Origin of the sequence: Bacillus sp. DE0042 (assembly GCF_007680225.1) — a bacterium.
GTDB lineage: Bacteria > Bacillota > Bacilli > Bacillales > Bacillaceae_G > Bacillus_A > Bacillus_A wiedmannii.
In genome coordinates this window covers 407,209-423,356 of the sequence record NZ_VEJP01000003.1, presented here as the reverse complement: position 1 = coordinate 423,356, position 16,148 = coordinate 407,209, and the positions used below count along the sequence as shown (strand labels likewise).

The window sequence follows — 16,148 nt, the reverse complement described above, 5'->3', positions numbered from 1 at the left end:
ATTGTGGATTTTATATATGCATTTCTTGTAGGAGGCGCCATTTGTGTAATTGGACAGGTATTGTTAGATTTCGCAAAGTTAACACCAGCCCATTTAATGGCTACCTTTGTAGTTATAGGAGCAGTTTTAGATGGATTCGGATTGTACGATAAGCTTATAAAGTTTGCTGGTGCTGGTGCGACAGTTCCTATTACAAGTTTTGGACATTCACTATTACATGGGGCAATGCATGCGGCAGAAAAACACGGATATATTGGGATTGGTATGGGTATGTTTAGTTTAACGTCTGCAGGCATTTCTGCAGCGATTTTATTTTCATTTTTTGTAGCACTTATATGTAAACCGAAAGGATAAATCAAATGAGACGAAGGGTTGTTTTGGTCACAGATGGAGATGAATATGCAAAGCGGACAATTGAGCTTTTAACGAAGGAATTTGGGGGAAGGTGTATTTCAGCATCACAAAGTAATCCAACCAAATTGACAGGGAAGAAAGTTGTTGAGCTTATTATGCAAACGCCATATGACCCTGTATTTGTCATGTTTGATGACAGTGGATTTATTGGAGAAGGATCTGGTGAAAAGGCTTTAAAATATGTAGCCACACATAAACAAATTGATGTACTGGGGATTTTGGCAGTAGCGTCTAATACACATCATTGGGAATGGGCACGTGTAGATGTCAGTGTAGATCGGAACGGGAATTTAACCGAATACGGTGTTGATAAATTTGGACTTCCAGATGGTGAAATTGGCAGAATTAGCGGAGATACAATTTATTGTTTAGATGATCTGAATGTTCCTGTCATTGTGGGAGTTGGTGATATTGGTAAGATGTGTGGAAACGATGAATGGGAGAGAGGATCACCTATTACTAGAAAAGCGATTCAATTAATTTTGGAAAGGAGTGGTTTTTATGACGAAACCTAAAAAAGTGGAAATCCCTATTTCATCTTTCATAAGTGATAATGAAAATTACTTAAAGCAAACAGCTGGACTGGGTGTTACATACGACGTTGGCATTCGTAAATTTCAAATTTTGAATAAAGAAATTGGTGTGTTATTTGTAAATGGACTTTGTGATACAAATTATATTATCCCTATTTTAGAAGAAGCGGTGGATACAAATGAGATAAGGGATGTAGAAGAAGATACAGTGAAGCTTTTAGAGAATCGTTTAATCCATCAACAAGTAAGCAAAGTGAAAACGATGGATGAGGTAATGCTTCAAGTATTATCAGGACTCATCGTTATATTTGTGGAAGGTGAAACAGAAGCGTTTGCAATAGATGTTCGTAGTTATCCGGGCCGGACGCCGACAGAACCAGATACAGAAAAGGTAGTACGTGGTGCAAGGGATGGATTTGTTGAAAATATCGTTGTAAATACAGCGTTAATTCGTAGAAGGATACGTGACCCACGTCTTCGAAATGAAATGATTCGAGTAGGAGATAGATCACAAACGGATGTTTGTATTACATATGTACAAGATGTTGCAAATCCGGATTTAGTTAAAATTATAAAACAAGAATTAAATAACATTGAAGTAGACGGGATTACGATGGCGGATAAAACGATAGAGGAATTTGTAGTTAAACAAGGCTATAATCCCTTCCCGCTTATTCGATATACAGAAAGACCAGATGTAGCAGCAAATCATCTATTAGAAGGACATGTGTTAGTACTCGTTGACACATCGCCAAGTGCTATGATTACACCGACAACATATTTTCATCATTTACAGCATGCAGAAGAGTTTAGGCAAAATCCAGCTGTAGGTACATTTTTACGTTGGGTACGTTTTTTAGGTGTTATATTTTCACTGTTCTTATTGCCATTTTGGTTAGTGTTTGTTTTTGATCCAACTCTTTTACCGGAAAGTCTTGCTTTCATTGGACCGAACAAGATGACGCATTTACCAATTTTATTACAAATTTTGATGGCCGAAATCGGACTCGAATTTTTAAGGATGGCTGCCATTCATACACCGACATCATTGTCGTCTGCAGCAGGATTAATTTCTGCCATATTAATTGGTCAAATTGCCATTGATGTAGGTTTGTTTGTACCAGAAGTAATTTTATACGTAGCAGTTTCTATGATCGGAGCATATGCAACACCGAGTTATGAATTAGGGCTTGGGAATAAAGTCGGAAAGCTATTTGTCATTATTTTGACAGGTATATTTCATGAAATGGGATTTGTAGTTGGAATGACGATATTGATTTTATTTTTAACGTCTATAAAAAGTTTACAAACACCGTATTTATGGCCGTTTTTACCATTTGATTGGGGAGCGTTAACAAAAATTCTACTCCGTCCAACGATGTCTAGTTTAAAAGTGCGCCCAAGTATTGTAAAACCTCAAAATGTAAGAAGGCAAAAATAAGCAGGATTAATCTCCTGCTTATTTTTTATCGAAAATTTATTGTTTTTTAACAAAAATCAAACATTTTTTGTGTACACTTAGAGTAGATATTGTGTATGGAAGGGGAAGAGGACATGATTAAATTATTTGTAAGTGATTTAGATGATACGCTCGTTTACAATGTGAATCATATGCAAAAAGAAGATGAACGTGCACTTTGTTGGTTAGCTGAAAAAGGGACAAATATTTGTTTTGCCTCTGGCCGCTTTACTCATCGAATTGATGAAGTCGTAAATAGGTTTGCATTCCCGTATTACACAACTAGTTTAAATGGAGCAACGATGTTACTGCCGGATGGAAAAATATTTCATGAATCAAGTTTTGAAGATGGGATTGCCCAGGAAATATATCGATATATCCATAAAAAGGGACTAGCAGATATTGTTTGTGCAAATGAGCAACGGTATACAAAAAGAAAGAATGAACATCATCATACTTTTGAAACGTATATGGGCGTGCATATTGCTGAAATAGAAGCATTAGAAGAGGAATTTGGTAAGACTGTACATCCTGCGAAATTGTTTGTTTTTGGGGAAGAAGAGACAATTGCAGCATTAGATCAAGAGTTACGAGATACATTTCAGAGCGAAGCGGAAGTTTTTATGTCGGGTAAACGCTATGTTGACATTATGCCAAGGGGAGTAAGTAAAGGGAGTGCTTTAAGGCGACTAATGGAACATTTACAAATTGAAGCAAATGAAGTTGCATGCATTGGAGATTCTTTCAATGATATTTCTATGTTTGAAGTAACTCCGCATTCATTTACTCTACATCATGCTCATCCATATGTGAAGGAGAAGGCAAATCATATTGTTCGTTCGGTCGAAGAAGCTGTTATGAAATTGCCATTACTTGTATAAAAAAAGAAGCTCGTCACTGACGAGCTTCTTTTTACTTGAATAACGATTTAACAAAATCAATGATACTTGAGAAGAAATCTTTAACTTTATCTAGGAAACCTTGCCCTTCTTCAGATCCTAAAAAGGCAGAAACGTGTTCTTTTGCTTTATTTAACTGACTGCCAACTTGATTCCAATCGATATTAAGATTTTTCATTTTATCAAATAGCGCAACTAAGTTATCTAACTGTTCATCCGTTAATGTAATGCCAAGTTGATCCGCAATTTTTTGAATTAATGAACGTAAATCTTCAGTCGTTTTTGGCTGTTCTTTGGCAATTTCTTCTTTAATTTTTGCAACAAGTTGAACTGCTTTTTCTTCACCAATTTTATCGCCGAGCTGGGCTGTTTGCACCATTTCTTCATTGGCTACTTTTTTTACTTCCTCAGGAATTGCTTTGTTCGATGTTGTTTCATAGGCTTTCATTAAACCGGTTAAAGCAGCAGTTCCTGAAACTTTAAATGGTGCAGTAATTTGAATTTCTGCATCTTTCACACCTGCTGTAATAAGTGCGTTTGTGTACATTGCATCTGTTATCGAATTAATGTTTTTTGAACGTACAATGAGACCAGACCCTGGTTTTGTGTATGTAATCATAGAAGAGGAAATTGCTCTCGTACCAATTTGCGCTTTTGGAACAATCCCTTCTAGAAATTTATGTTCTTCCGCATTAGACACAGTAATGATTGTAGCATCCTTTGGTGCTTTCATTTCTTTTAACAGATCTTGTTTTTGTTGTTCAGACAAGTTTTCTCCTAGTGTAACAATTGATTCTCCTTCGATGATGTCTGCAAACGAAGCTGTTGGCATCATAAATACCGTTACAGCCAATAGCAGAGCTAGTAATTTCGTTTTCACGAAAAATCGCTCCCTTTCTCTTTCTAAAATTTTCGGGCAACACAGTTATTATAGTATATATTTCTTATTTGTCACCTAGCTTTTTCCACATTTCGAAAAAGAAGTATCTAGATTGTCGGATTCTTTTTGTTTCTAGTCATGAATGTGGTAATATAGTGCTGAGATAGTTGAAAGGAGACATATACGTATGAAAACTTTAGGATACATATTAATGGAAAATGGTGAAAAAATCGATTTAGAATTTTTCCCAGAAGAGGCACCAAAAACAGTAGAAAACTTTAAAAAACTAGCAGAGCAAGGATTTTATGATGGTGTGACATTCCACCGCGTTATTCCTGGCTTCGTAAGCCAAGGTGGAGATCCAACAGGAACAGGTGCAGGTGGCCCAGGTTACTCTATCCCATGTGAAACTGATGGAAATCCTCATAGACATCTTGTAGGTTCACTTTCTATGGCTCATGCTGGCCGTAATACAGGCGGTAGCCAATTCTTTGTTGTTCATGAGCCACAACCGCATTTAGATGGTGTACATACTGTATTCGGTAAAGCAACAAGCGGTATTGAAACAGTATTAAACATGCGTCAAGGCGATGTAATGAAAGAAGTTAAAGTTTGGGAAGAATAAGTTAATGGGAAAAGAGAGCTATGGCTCTCTTTTTTGTTTTTTTAATAGGAATGGGTATTTCGTTTGCAGTACATGATACAAGTAGTACTGTATTGAAGCGAAAATATGGCGCCTATAAGAACAAAATTTTAACAAATTACATAGAATACATTAAATTACATGTTTCAAGAAATATTTTTATTACATTAATTTTGCTAGAATTCATTTGCTCTCAGGTGATGAATATTGAAGTGGTAATGAGCGGTGGATGTTTCTTTTTGCTTTCATATAACAGCGTTTCTTCTTTAATCTACTTAGAAAAAATAGTAATGAAACATATATTTGACTTTCTTCTTTTCGCTTTGTATGATTATCAAGTTGTTTTAGGCCCTTCTCACTCTGTTGAAAATATTGTAAAATGAATGTGATATGAAAAGAGTGGTTGAGGGGATTAATAGTTTGTAACTTTTGTAAGAAGGGATAAGGGTTATGTTAATTCGTTTTAAAAAAAGTTATGAAAAGATTGCAATGGGGCTTCTTTCATTTATGCCAACTGAAAAAGATGTAAAAACATTACAATTGACTATGAAAGATTATGAAGCAAAAGATGATTGGCAATTGTATTTGTGGAAACAAAACGAAGATTTTGTTGGGATAATGGGGATTGTAAAAAAAGAGAATCAAGTGTTGGAAATTCAGCATTTGAGTGTGAACCCGTCTCACCGTCATATGGGTATTGGGACGAAGATGGTTCAAGAGTTAAAGAGTAAATTTCTTGAGTTTACAATTTGCGGAAATGAGCAAACAGCAAGTTTTTGCAAAAAGTGTAAAGGGCTAGAACAAAATATACATTCGTGAAAGCAGAGATAAGTAGTTTATTATCTCTGCTTTCTTTTTTGTAATTGTTCGTTTCGTTCAGCGATGACCTCTGTTCGATCACGTAATGTGTGCTTATGTATTATATATTCATTAGAAGTAGCATTCACGTCTTTCCAAGGAAGGTTTTGTTTCTGACATAATTCCATGCAGTGCTTTTCTAATGCTGTATCCGATAATGGTAAAAATAACGGTGTAAAACTCTCTTCTTTCTGTATAGATTGCAATCTATCCTGGAGTAAGCATAGAAGTTGTGTCTGATTTATTCCTAAACGTAGTAAAGGTGCACTGTTTATTTTTAAAATCTTTATGGCGCTTTTCATCATTTTCTCTGCGCCATTCCAGTTAGAGCGTCTTTGATGGTATAAAGAAACTGCAATTTGAATAAGACCGACTAAATAATTATCACGATTTTCTCTCGGTTTTGTTTTCCAATATTCTTCCAGTATTTCGTGGCACTCAAAATAATCATAATCTCCGTGAAAATGAATTAAAAATTGGATGTATTCGGTAGGATACATTTTCTTCACCCCTGTTTAACGGTTATAAATACAAGTGTATCATAGAAATATAAACAATAAACGACTAGGGAATTGTCCCTAGTCGTTATTGTTCATATTAGCAGAAGCAAGCTGCCCCTACAATAATTAGTAAAATAAACAATACAACAAGTAATGCGAACCCACCGCTAAAACCGCAATCAACGTGACCCATAGTTTTTTGACCTCCTACATTGTTCTTACTACACTGTTATCATATGAAGCGGTGGGCATGATGATATAGGCATAGGTCTATTTTTAATTAAATTTCTTAAAAAGGTTGGATAGAACATGAGTATGCTCTATACTTATGTTGTTATAGAAAAAATGTGGTGGGATGCTTTGTGCAGTATAATTTTAAAGTAGAGGCTTTTGAAGGGCCTTTAGATTTATTGTTACATTTAATACATCGTTATGAAATTGACATATATAATATTCCTGTAGCGGAAATTACAGAGCAATATTTATCTTATGTTCATACGATGAAAGAACTACAATTAGATGTTGCAAGTGAGTATTTAGTAATGGCTGCGACTTTATTACAAATTAAAAGTAAAATGTTGTTGCCGAAACATGAAGAAGATGTACTTGATAACGGTGATGACTTTATAGATGATCCTCGTCAAGAATTGATGGAGAGGTTAATTGAATATAAGAAATATAAGCAAGTTGCTACTGAGCTAAAAGAAAGAGAACAAGAAAGAGCACAGCTATATACACGTCCGCCAATTGATTTTACATCGTTACAACAAGAAGAGGAGACAAACTTGCCTCTTGATGTTACGTTATATGATATGCTAGCGGCATTTCAAAAATTAATGCGCCGTAAAAAAGCAAAGAAACCTGTAACAACACGTATTACTCGTCAAGAAATACCAATTGAAAAGCGCATGATTGATATTTTAAAACAGTTAGAAATACAAGGTGGTCGTCAAAGTTTTTATGATTTGTTTGTTGATGATGAACGGGAAATAATGGTTGTAACATTTTTAGCGGTTCTTGAGCTTATGAAAAATCAACAAATCATAATTGAACAAGAACATAATTTTGATGAAATTTTCGTATCAAGCTCTACTAAATCTGCATAGATTTAGTATGGAAAATGGGATGGAAATAATATATCTCATGCTAGGTTTGAATGTATCGTTTGGAACAAGAGAAAAAATATTGAACCGAACGCATTAATTGTGATTCGGTTTTTTGATGTGTATTTTTATGGAGAAAATTGGAGGAAGGAGCTCGTAAAATGGATAGAAAAGAACAGAAATCAATCATTGAAGGGCTTTTATTTGTTTCTGGTGATGAAGGGATTTATCCAGAACAAATAGCGAAAGTGCTTGAAATTGAAGGAAATGAAGTAATCGATATTTTAGAAGAAATGCAAAAAGAATGTGAAGGTGCACACCGCGGTTTGCAAATTGTACAGTATGCAAAAGTATATCGTTTTGCTACAAAGAAAGAACATGCTTCGTACTATCAAAAATTAATAGATATCCCAACAGCTGCTTCACTTTCTCAGGCTGCTTTAGAAACGTTAGCGATTGTGGCATATCGTCAACCTATTACAAGGACTGAAATGGAAGAGATTAGAGGGGTGAAAACCGATAAGGCGTTACAAACGTTAGTTTCACACTTACTTATAAAAGAAATGGGAAGAGCAGAAGGTCCAGGGCGTCCTATTTTATATGGAACAACGAAAGAATTTTTGGATACATTTGGATTGAAAACATTAGATGATTTACCGGCACTTTCTGAAGAGAATGAACAAATGAATGAAGCAGATTTATTCTTTGGTTCTTTACAGGAGATATCGAAATAAAAGCTTAGCATTTTGCTAAGCTTTTTTTGTATATCAATTATATACCGTGCCATACTAATTGAAAAAAGGAGACGAGTTATGAGAAGTATGCGAAGTATTTTATTGTTAGTTTCTGTTTTATTATGCTTTTCTTTAAATAGTGCATCGGCCAAAAGATATATGATGTCTATTCATACCGCGTCTCCTTTACATATGCAGCGGCAACATTTTGGTAAAATGAAAGTGAGTTTTTTTAAAGTTGGGCAAGGTGATGCGACACTTATTACATTGCCAAATGGACAAACGATGTTAATTGATGGGGGACCTTATGAAGCAGGTGAGGTTATCATTCAAAAACTAATCGAAAAAGGGATTAACCATTTAGATGCTATCGTCAGTACGCATCCTGATATGGATCACATTGGAGGACTCATTCCGATTGTAGAGCAAATGCCGGTAGCACTTATATTAGATAGTGGAAAAACATATAGTTCTTTTACGTATCACACATACCGGAATCATATTAAAAAAAGAGGAATTCCTTTCGTTTCAGTAAAAGAGGGACAATACATACCGCTAGATCCGCATGTTTCCATACAAGTATTAAACAATGGGAAATCAAAAGACGAAAATAATGAATCTTCAATTGTGTTAAAGGTACGATACGGAAAAGCGGATTTTTTACTAATGGGTGATGCTGATGTGCGGACGGAAACTGAAATATTAAAGCAATTTGATGTACATGCAGATGTGTTAAAGGTGGGACATCATGGCTCCTATACTTCAACAAGTGAAATGTTTATAAAGAAAGTAGAACCACAGTTTGCAATTCTTTCATATGGAAGCAGAAATCCGTATGGACATCCGCATCAAAGTGTAGTAAGACGCTTAAAACAGCATGGTATAATGATATATGGAACAAACAAACGTACAGTAGAAATGGAAACAGACGGCGAGCATATTACAATAGGCTCTAGTGGATTAATGCCATTACTTAAGTGAGAAATATGATAGGGGATATTCTCCCTTTTTGGAAAACTGAATAACATATATTATAATTGCAAGAGACGTACTAAGTTTCCTTTTTGTTAAACAAAGAGGAAATTTTATTCGAATGTCTAGACAACTACTCGTGCATATATTAAGATGGAATTAGGCGAATAAGGTAATAATAACAAGTAGGTATTTCATGGGAAAGGATCGATGAAAATGAAAACGCAAGTTGTCATCAATGCCAAAATTTATACAGGTCAAGAAGTAGTGGAAAACGGATTTATTCGTTACGCAGAAACAATTAAAGAAATTGGTTTGATGGCTCAATATGTATCACAAGAAAATGAAGCGGTTTTAGATGCGGCAGGGAAGATTGTGATTCCAGGTATGATTGATGTTCATATTCATGGTGGGTACGATATTGATGCGATGGATGCAAATAGCGATGGATTAGTAACTCTAGGTAAAGAAATGTTAAAAGAAGGAGTTACAACTTACTTTCCAACAACAATGACACAAGCTCCAGAAGCAATCGAAGCGGCACTACATGCGGCGAAGGAAGCGAAAGAAAAAGGAGCACATTTCGAATATATTCACTTAGAAGGACCGTATGTTTCTAAAAAACGTGCAGGTGCACAACCACTTGAACATATTGTTCCTGCGAATATTGAACAATTTAAACAATGGCAGGAAGCAAGCGGGAATCTAATTAAATTAGTAACATATGCACCTGAAGAAGAAGGTGCGTTAGAGTTTGAACAGTATCTTGCTGAAACTGGTGTTGTTGGCACAATGGGGCATACAGATGCAATTGATGCGCAACTAAAAAATAGAAACATTACACATGCAACGCATTTATACAATCAAATGCGTGGATTACATCACCGAGAACCAGGAGTTGTTGGTCATGTGTTATTAAATCCAGATGTAATGGTTGAAGTAATTACAGATGGTATTCATATTCACCCTGATATGGTGAAATTAGCATATAAATTAAAAGGACCGAAAAAAGTAAGTGTTATTACTGACGCAATGCGTGCAAAAGGTCTTGAAGATGGATTATATGAGCTTGGCGGACAGCCAGTACATGTAAAAGATGGTAGTGCTCGATTAGAAGATGGAACGTTAGCTGGTAGTATTCTAAAAATGGATCAAGCTTTCCGAAATGTAATTGAATTTACAGGTTGTTCAATCGAAGATGCAGTACTGATGACATCAGTTAACCAAGCAGAAGAGTTTGGATTAAATCATAAAGGTGCATTAGCGGTAGGAAAAGATGCAGACTTTGTTGTGATGAATGAAGATTTACATGTATATGATACGGTTCGTTTAGGAATTCATATGAAGGAAGGGAAGTAATTAAATGAATATTCTTGTTGTAAAAACTCCAGAAGAACTAGCAGAAGCAGGTTATAAATTAATTGAAGAAGTTGTAAAAACAAAAGAAAATCCAACATTAGGAATGGCTACAGGAAGCTCTCCATTAGGTATTTATGCAGAAATGCGAAAAAATAAACTTGATACAAGCCGTGTAACCACTGTAAACTTAGATGAGTACGTAAATTTACCACATGAAGATAAAAACAGCTATCACTATTTCATGCAAGAACAGTTGTTTGATCATCTTCCATTTAAACAAACTTATGTACCAAACGGGATGGCAAGTGATTTAGAGAAAGAGTGCAAACGTTACGAGGGCATTCTAGCTGCTAACCCAGTTGACCTACAGATTCTTGGAATCGGTGAAAACGGTCACATCGGATTTAACGAACCAGGAACACTGTTTAATTCTCCAACAAACATTGTTGAATTAACAGAATCTACACGCCAAGCAAACCTTCGCTTCTTCGAAAAAGAAGAAGATGTGCCAACGCATGCGATTACAATGGGAATTGGAAGCATTATGAAAGCGAAACAAATTCTACTTGTTGCTATCGGTTCTAAAAAGGCAGAAGCTGTGAAAGAATTATTGCAAGGTGAATATAGCGAAGCGTGTCCTGCTACAGTTTTACAACGTCATCCGAATGTAACCGTAATCGCTGATCAAGAAGCTCTATCTTTATGCAGTGAGGCGATTGCTGATGAACATCGACAAGTATTCACCATTTCCGATCTATTATCAGATTCAAGAGTGGGTGAAACAGCTAATTGAGGACGGCGAATGGAAGCCGGGAGATAAAATCCCATCTGAGAATGAACTTTGCGATAAGTTCGAAGTGAGTCGTATGACAATCAGACAGGCGATTAATAATTTAGTGGAACAAGGTTATTTATATCGGAAACGTGGAATTGGTACGTTTGTCCAACTTCCGAAAGTGGAACAAAAATTGCAAGGAATGACGGGATTCACAGAAGATATGATTTCTCGTGGGATGAACCCAAGTAGTCAATTACTTAGTTTCCGCCTAGTTCCAGCTACTGCGAAAATAGCAGACCGGTTGAGAATACAGGAGGGAGAGTCGGTTTATGAAGTGAGGCGTATACGCTTAGCTGATGATGAACCGATTGCTTTTGAGACGACATATTTGTCGCCAGCTCTTGTAAAAGATATTAACGAAGAAATATTGCAACAATCTTTATATGAACATTTAGAGAAAAAACTGGGCTTTAAACTTGTTAGCGCTACTCAATCAATTGAAGCTTCAATTGCAACTGATAATGAAGCTGAACATCTGCATATTCCTAAAAAGGCGCCAGTGCTTGTAATGCGTCAATGGTCATATTCAGAAGGTGAAGTACCGTTAGAGTATGTGAAATGTATTTATCGTGGGGATCGTTATAAGTTTATTACAAACATCGCACGTAACAAATAATATATTTCAGTTTGTGAAGTACAGTTAATGTCAAATTGTTTAACATGTAAAGAAAAAATACGACTCATCCTTACAAGGAGTGAGTCGTATTTTTATTATGAGTAATTACGTGGTTAACAGCATCTTTAACTGTATTTACTACATAGTGAGCGTGTTCTTTTACTGCTTCATCTGCTTGAGACATAGCAAAACTGTGAGGAGTTAAAGAAAACATCGGGATATCATTATAAGAATCCCCTATGCAAGCAATTTCCTCTGGTTGTAGTTGAAACTCTTTTAATAAAACAGAAATAGCAGCCCCTTTACTAATATTAGGTGGCATTACATCTAAACATTGTTCTGCTGAAATGAATGTACTAACTTTTCCGTGGAATTTTTCATCAATTTTTTTTTGAAGGAGTTGTAAGCTTTCCTTTGTTCCACCGACAGAGATTTTATTTGGGAAAATTGTATCATCAATTTTCTGTAATAGATGCGGTTCTTCAACAGAAGTCATCGTTACTTGTTGTTCAAGCTCATGAATGAACGGTGTTTTCTCTTCAATGTAATAATTATGCTCATCACTTACATAACGAAAATAAGGATCTTCATTTGTCATTGCTAACAGATCAGGTAGAATACTCGAATCGAATGTTGCGGATAATAGTTGCTTGTTTTCATGTGTGTACACGAAAACACCATTTACACTAATACGATGGAAATTTGTATTTACAGCTTTCATTAAGTCTGCAATTTCATTATCCAATCGGCCAGAAGCGAAACAAAGAATAACATTTTGCTCAGCAAGACTACGAAGTGCTACAATATCCTGTTCGTCAATTAACCCTCCGTGTTGCATCATTGTACCATCGATATCACTTACAAACATTTTAATCATGTTGTTATCTCCTCTCTATGTACAGTTGCTCTTACATTATACGCATCATATATAAACATGTCTAAAAAACGAATTTTTATGAAATGGTAGATGTTTTACATTGACGACAAAGAAGAATGTTCTGTAACATAAAAGCAGGCTATTTAAGTACGAGGGTGGTGTTATATGAATAATTATCTAGAAATTAAAAAAGTTTTAAATAATAATGTCATCATTGCTAGCCATCCTGAACATGAGGAAGTAGTAGTGATCGGTAAAGGAATTGGATTTGGGAAAAAAGCGAAAGATGTATTGGAGCAAGAACAAATTGAAAAAATGTTTGTTTTAAAAAATGAACGTGATCGTGAACAATACAAACTGTTAGTGCCGCATGTGAGTGAAAAACTAATTGAATTAATGAATGATATTATGTTCTACATTCAAGAAAAAGCAAAATCACCATTGAATGAACATATTCATATCGCTTTAACAGATCATATTTCTTTTGCGATTAAGCGGTTAAAACAAGGATTTACAATTGATAATCCTTTTTTAGTTGAAACGAAAATGCTCTATCCAGAGGAATATGAAATTGCTGAAGGTGTTGTAGACCTTTTAAATTCTCGTTTACAAATTACATTGCCAGAAGGAGAAATTGGTTTTATTGCACTCCATATTTACAGTTCGCTTACAAATTCAGATTTATCTTCAGTTAATCAAAATTCCCGTCTCATTGCACAGCTTGTATCTTTAATTGAGACAAACTTACTAATTACATTAGACCAAGAAAGTATTCACTATTTACGCCTTATCCGTCATTTACAATATGCAATTGAACGGGTAAAAAAAGGGGAAAAAGTAGAGGAATCACAAAGTTTTGCTGATTTATTAAAGGCAGAATATCCTGTCTGTTATAATTTAGCTTGGAAGCTAGTTAAGGTCATGCAAAAAGAATTGCAACTTCCTGTGTATGAAGCAGAGAGCATATATTTAACGATGCACCTGCAGCGCTTAGTAAAAGCAGAGCATGTGTAAAAAGACATATATTTTTGTCTAAAATGAAAACGTTAAAAAAAATCATTGAATCGCTTACAATAGTTATGTATAATAACTATTGCAAAGTTATACAAATTTCGACAAACACATTAAGGTAAGTAACGAAAACGTTTGCCTTAATTATAGTGAACTTATACGTAAACCTATTTTTGACACGTGTTACTGATTCGATCAGGCATGAGTGGAGAAAAGTAAGGAATGTAAGCTAGAGAAAGGGTTATACTACCCTTTGTATAGCTATCGTTCTATCTTTTTTTCCTCATGTCTTTTTGGCGTTTGTCGGAAGGTATCAATATAGATAAGAGAGGAAGGGTTTCCATGTTTAAGAAGATCTTTGGTGTTCTTCAAAAAGTCGGAAAAGCGTTAATGCTTCCAGTAGCGATTTTACCGGCAGCAGGTATTTTACTTGGATTTGGTAATGCATTTCAAAATCCACAGTTAACAGATGTCATTCCTGCTTTAAAAGCAGATTGGTTCGTAATGGTAGCAAAAATTATGGAACAATCTGGTGATATTATTTTCGCTAACCTTGCATTATTATTCGCAGTTGGGGTAGCAATTGGTTTAGCTGGTGGAGACGGAGTAGCTGGATTAGCAGCGTTCGTCGGCTACTTAATTATGAACAAAACGATGAGTGTGTTCTTAGAAGTAGATAAGCTAGTGAAAGTAACAAGTTCTGGAGCAGACCCAGTAAAAATTGGATTTACAGATCCAGCATATGCAAACGTATTAGGAATTCCAACGCTACAAACGGGAGTGTTTGGTGGTATTATCGTCGGTATAGTAGCGGCATATTGCTACAATAAATACTTCAACATTGAATTACCATCATATTTAGGTTTCTTCGCAGGTAAGCGTTTCGTACCGATTGCGACTGCAACATTCTCTTTAGTAGTAGGTATAATCATGTGTTTCATTTGGCCATACATTCAAGGTGGCTTAAATACGTTCTCACATCAAATGATTGATGCAAATAGAACATTAGCAGCATTCATATTCGGTTTAATTGAACGTTCATTAATTCCATTTGGATTACATCACATTTTCTATTCACCGTTCTGGTTCGAATTCGGTCAGTATACAAATGCAGCTGGCGAATTAATCCGTGGTGACCAAAAAATCTTTATGGCACAGTTAAAAGACGGTGTAGAATTAACAGCAGGTACATTTACAACTGGTAAGTATCCGTTCATGATGTTCGGTCTTCCAGCAGCAGCATTAGCAATGTACCATGAAGCACGTCCTGAAAATAAAAAATTAGCAGCTGGTATTTTAGGCTCTGCTGCATTAACATCTTTCTTAACAGGTATTACAGAACCACTTGAATTTTCATTCTTATTCGTAGCACCAGTACTGTTCGGAATTCACGCAGTATTCGCTGGTCTATCATTTATGACAATGCAAATTTTAGGTGTTAAAATTGGTATGACATTCTCTGGTGGTTTAATCGACTTTATGTTATTCGGTGTACTACCAGGCCGTACAGCATGGTGGTGGGTAATTATTGTTGGTCTTGTACTAGCAGTTATTTACTACTTCGGATTCCGCTTTGCAATCCGTAAATGGGATTTAAAAACACCTGGTCGTGAAGTAGCAAATGCGAATGACGGCGCAGGTAAAACAGAAGCAGGAGAACTTCCACGTGAAGTATTAGTAGCACTTGGTGGTAAAGAAAACATTGCTTCTTTAGACGCTTGTATTACTCGTTTACGTGTTCAAGTTAACGAACAAAAGAATGTAAACAAAGATCGCTTAAAAGAGCTTGGAGCAGCTGGTGTACTTGAAGTTGGAAATAACATTCAAGCTATTTTTGGACCGAAATCTGACACATTAAAATCACAAATTCATGATATTATGTCAGGTCGTACACCTCATGTTGAAAAAGAAGAGCCTGTAAAGGTAGAAGAAACTCCTAAACAAGTTGATGAAAACGAAACAATCGTATCACCAATTGAAGGGAAAATCTTATCGATTACAGAAGTACCTGATCAAGTATTCTCAGGAAAAATGATGGGAGACGGATTTGCAATCGAGCCAACAGAAGGAACAGTAGTTTCTCCAGTTAACGGTGAGATCGTCAACGTATTCCCTACAAAGCATGCAATTGGTATTCAATCTGAAGGCGGAAAAGAAATTTTAATCCACTTCGGTATTGATACTGTAAAATTAAATGGTGAAGGTTTTGAAGCACTTGTAGCACAAGGCGACAAAGTGAAACAAGGACAACCATTATTAAAAGTAGATCTTGCATTTGTAAAAGAAAATGCACCATCTATCATTACACCAATTGTCTTTACGAATTTACAACAAGGACAACAAGTCGAATTGAAAAAAGATGGAAATGTTAAGAAGGGCGAAAACGCTATTATTGACATTCAGTAGGAATTTGACGCAAAATGTTTATAATTATAATAGGCGATGTGGTTGA

General features: G+C 35.6%; 19 protein-coding genes. 15 read left to right on the top strand and 4 right to left on the bottom strand.

Features of this window, described 5'->3' with window-relative positions; translation table 11 throughout:
• The first annotated feature begins 3 nt into the window (after positions 1-3).
• From spoVAE to FS802_RS16160, 4 genes are all read left to right on the top strand, one after another.
• On the top strand, positions 4-354 hold the full coding sequence (gene spoVAE / locus FS802_RS16175; protein ID WP_000345909.1) for a stage V sporulation protein AE: 351 nt from the start codon (positions 4-6) through the stop codon (positions 352-354).
• 5 nt (positions 355-359) lie between these two features.
• On the top strand, positions 360-929 hold the full coding sequence (spoVAEA, locus tag FS802_RS16170) for a stage V sporulation protein SpoVABEA (protein WP_001254417.1): 570 nt from the start codon (positions 360-362) through the stop codon (positions 927-929).
• Entirely contained in the window at positions 916-2,388 is a 1,473-nt protein-coding gene (gene spoVAF, locus FS802_RS16165; protein ID WP_048562394.1) for a spore germination protein SpoVAF, read from the top strand. The genes spoVAEA and spoVAF overlap by 14 nt, the downstream gene beginning before the upstream one ends.
• A gap of 95 nt (positions 2,389-2,483) precedes the next feature.
• Positions 2,484-3,287: a Cof-type HAD-IIB family hydrolase gene (locus FS802_RS16160; protein ID WP_002096335.1), complete on the top strand. Its 804-nt coding sequence runs from the start codon at positions 2,484-2,486 to the stop codon at positions 3,285-3,287.
• Positions 3,288-3,318: 31 nt separating this feature from the next.
• Here the strand turns inward: FS802_RS16160 and FS802_RS16155 are convergent, their stop codons facing one another.
• Positions 3,319-4,185 (bottom strand): DUF1002 domain-containing protein, encoded by an 867-nt coding sequence (locus tag FS802_RS16155; protein ID WP_000850512.1) that lies wholly within the window; start codon positions 4,183-4,185, stop codon positions 3,319-3,321.
• A 187-nt stretch (positions 4,186-4,372) separates the two neighbouring features.
• On the opposite strand from FS802_RS16155, the gene FS802_RS16150 reads away from it, so the two are divergent.
• The 3 genes from FS802_RS16150 (at position 4,373) to ribT (ending at position 5,647) form a co-directional block, all read left to right on the top strand.
• A complete protein-coding gene (locus FS802_RS16150) occupies positions 4,373-4,810 on the top strand; it encodes a peptidylprolyl isomerase (RefSeq protein WP_000853785.1) in 438 nt (145 codons plus the stop codon).
• A gap of 218 nt (positions 4,811-5,028) precedes the next feature.
• Positions 5,029-5,211 carry a hypothetical protein gene (locus FS802_RS31560; protein ID WP_098653418.1) on the top strand — a complete coding sequence of 61 codons (183 nt, stop codon included), beginning with the start codon at positions 5,029-5,031 and terminating at the stop codon, positions 5,209-5,211.
• 67 nt (positions 5,212-5,278) lie between these two features.
• Positions 5,279-5,647, top strand: a complete 369-nt coding sequence (gene ribT, locus FS802_RS16140; protein ID WP_000908397.1) for a GNAT family N-acetyltransferase RibT — start codon at positions 5,279-5,281, stop codon at positions 5,645-5,647.
• Positions 5,648-5,667: 20 nt separating this feature from the next.
• Here ribT and FS802_RS16135 read toward each other — a convergent pair whose 3' ends face one another.
• A complete protein-coding gene (locus FS802_RS16135) occupies positions 5,668-6,186 on the bottom strand; it encodes a DUF309 domain-containing protein (protein WP_098653324.1) in 519 nt (172 codons plus the stop codon).
• 97 nt (positions 6,187-6,283) lie between these two features.
• Positions 6,284-6,379, bottom strand: a complete 96-nt coding sequence (locus FS802_RS16130) for a YjcZ family sporulation protein (protein ID WP_000510194.1) — start codon at positions 6,377-6,379, stop codon at positions 6,284-6,286.
• Between the two features lie 169 nt (positions 6,380-6,548).
• Here FS802_RS16130 and scpA point away from each other — a divergent pair, with 169 nt between their 5' ends.
• The 6 genes from scpA to phnF all read left to right on the top strand — a co-directional run bounded on the left by scpA (position 6,549) and on the right by phnF (position 11,808).
• Positions 6,549-7,292 carry a segregation/condensation protein A gene (gene scpA, locus FS802_RS16125; RefSeq protein ID WP_001199757.1) on the top strand — a complete coding sequence of 248 codons (744 nt, stop codon included), beginning with the start codon at positions 6,549-6,551 and terminating at the stop codon, positions 7,290-7,292.
• Between the two features lie 158 nt (positions 7,293-7,450).
• Positions 7,451-8,023: a segregation/condensation protein ScpB gene (scpB, locus tag FS802_RS16115; RefSeq protein WP_000375162.1), complete on the top strand. Its 573-nt coding sequence runs from the start codon at positions 7,451-7,453 to the stop codon at positions 8,021-8,023.
• 78 nt (positions 8,024-8,101) lie between these two features.
• Positions 8,102-9,004 carry a ComEC/Rec2 family competence protein gene (locus tag FS802_RS16110; protein WP_001257291.1) on the top strand — a complete coding sequence of 301 codons (903 nt, stop codon included), beginning with the start codon at positions 8,102-8,104 and terminating at the stop codon, positions 9,002-9,004.
• A gap of 207 nt (positions 9,005-9,211) precedes the next feature.
• Positions 9,212-10,354 (top strand): N-acetylglucosamine-6-phosphate deacetylase, encoded by a 1,143-nt coding sequence (gene nagA / locus FS802_RS16105; protein ID WP_002107769.1) that lies wholly within the window; start codon positions 9,212-9,214, stop codon positions 10,352-10,354.
• Between the two features lie 4 nt (positions 10,355-10,358).
• Positions 10,359-11,147, top strand: coding sequence for a glucosamine-6-phosphate deaminase (gene nagB / locus FS802_RS16100; protein ID WP_098653325.1), 789 nt, complete (start codon positions 10,359-10,361; stop codon positions 11,145-11,147).
• Positions 11,077-11,808, top strand: coding sequence for a phosphonate metabolism transcriptional regulator PhnF (phnF, locus tag FS802_RS16095; RefSeq protein ID WP_002194085.1), 732 nt, complete (start codon positions 11,077-11,079; stop codon positions 11,806-11,808). Before nagB ends, phnF begins: the two co-directional genes overlap by 71 nt.
• Positions 11,809-11,878: 70 nt before the next feature.
• On the opposite strand, the gene FS802_RS16090 is transcribed toward phnF, so the two are convergent.
• Positions 11,879-12,685: a Cof-type HAD-IIB family hydrolase gene (locus tag FS802_RS16090; protein WP_000594232.1), complete on the bottom strand. Its 807-nt coding sequence runs from the start codon at positions 12,683-12,685 to the stop codon at positions 11,879-11,881.
• Between the two features lie 165 nt (positions 12,686-12,850).
• Between FS802_RS16090 and glcT the strand changes: the two genes are divergently transcribed.
• Both glcT and ptsG read left to right on the top strand, forming a co-directional pair.
• Entirely contained in the window at positions 12,851-13,699 is an 849-nt protein-coding gene (gene glcT / locus FS802_RS16085; RefSeq protein ID WP_098653326.1) for a glucose PTS transporter transcription antiterminator GlcT, read from the top strand.
• Positions 13,700-14,038: 339 nt separating this feature from the next.
• On the top strand, positions 14,039-16,102 hold the full coding sequence (gene ptsG, locus FS802_RS16080; protein WP_098653327.1) for a PTS glucose transporter subunit IIABC: 2,064 nt from the start codon (positions 14,039-14,041) through the stop codon (positions 16,100-16,102).
• The last annotated feature ends 46 nt before the right edge of the window (positions 16,103-16,148 follow it).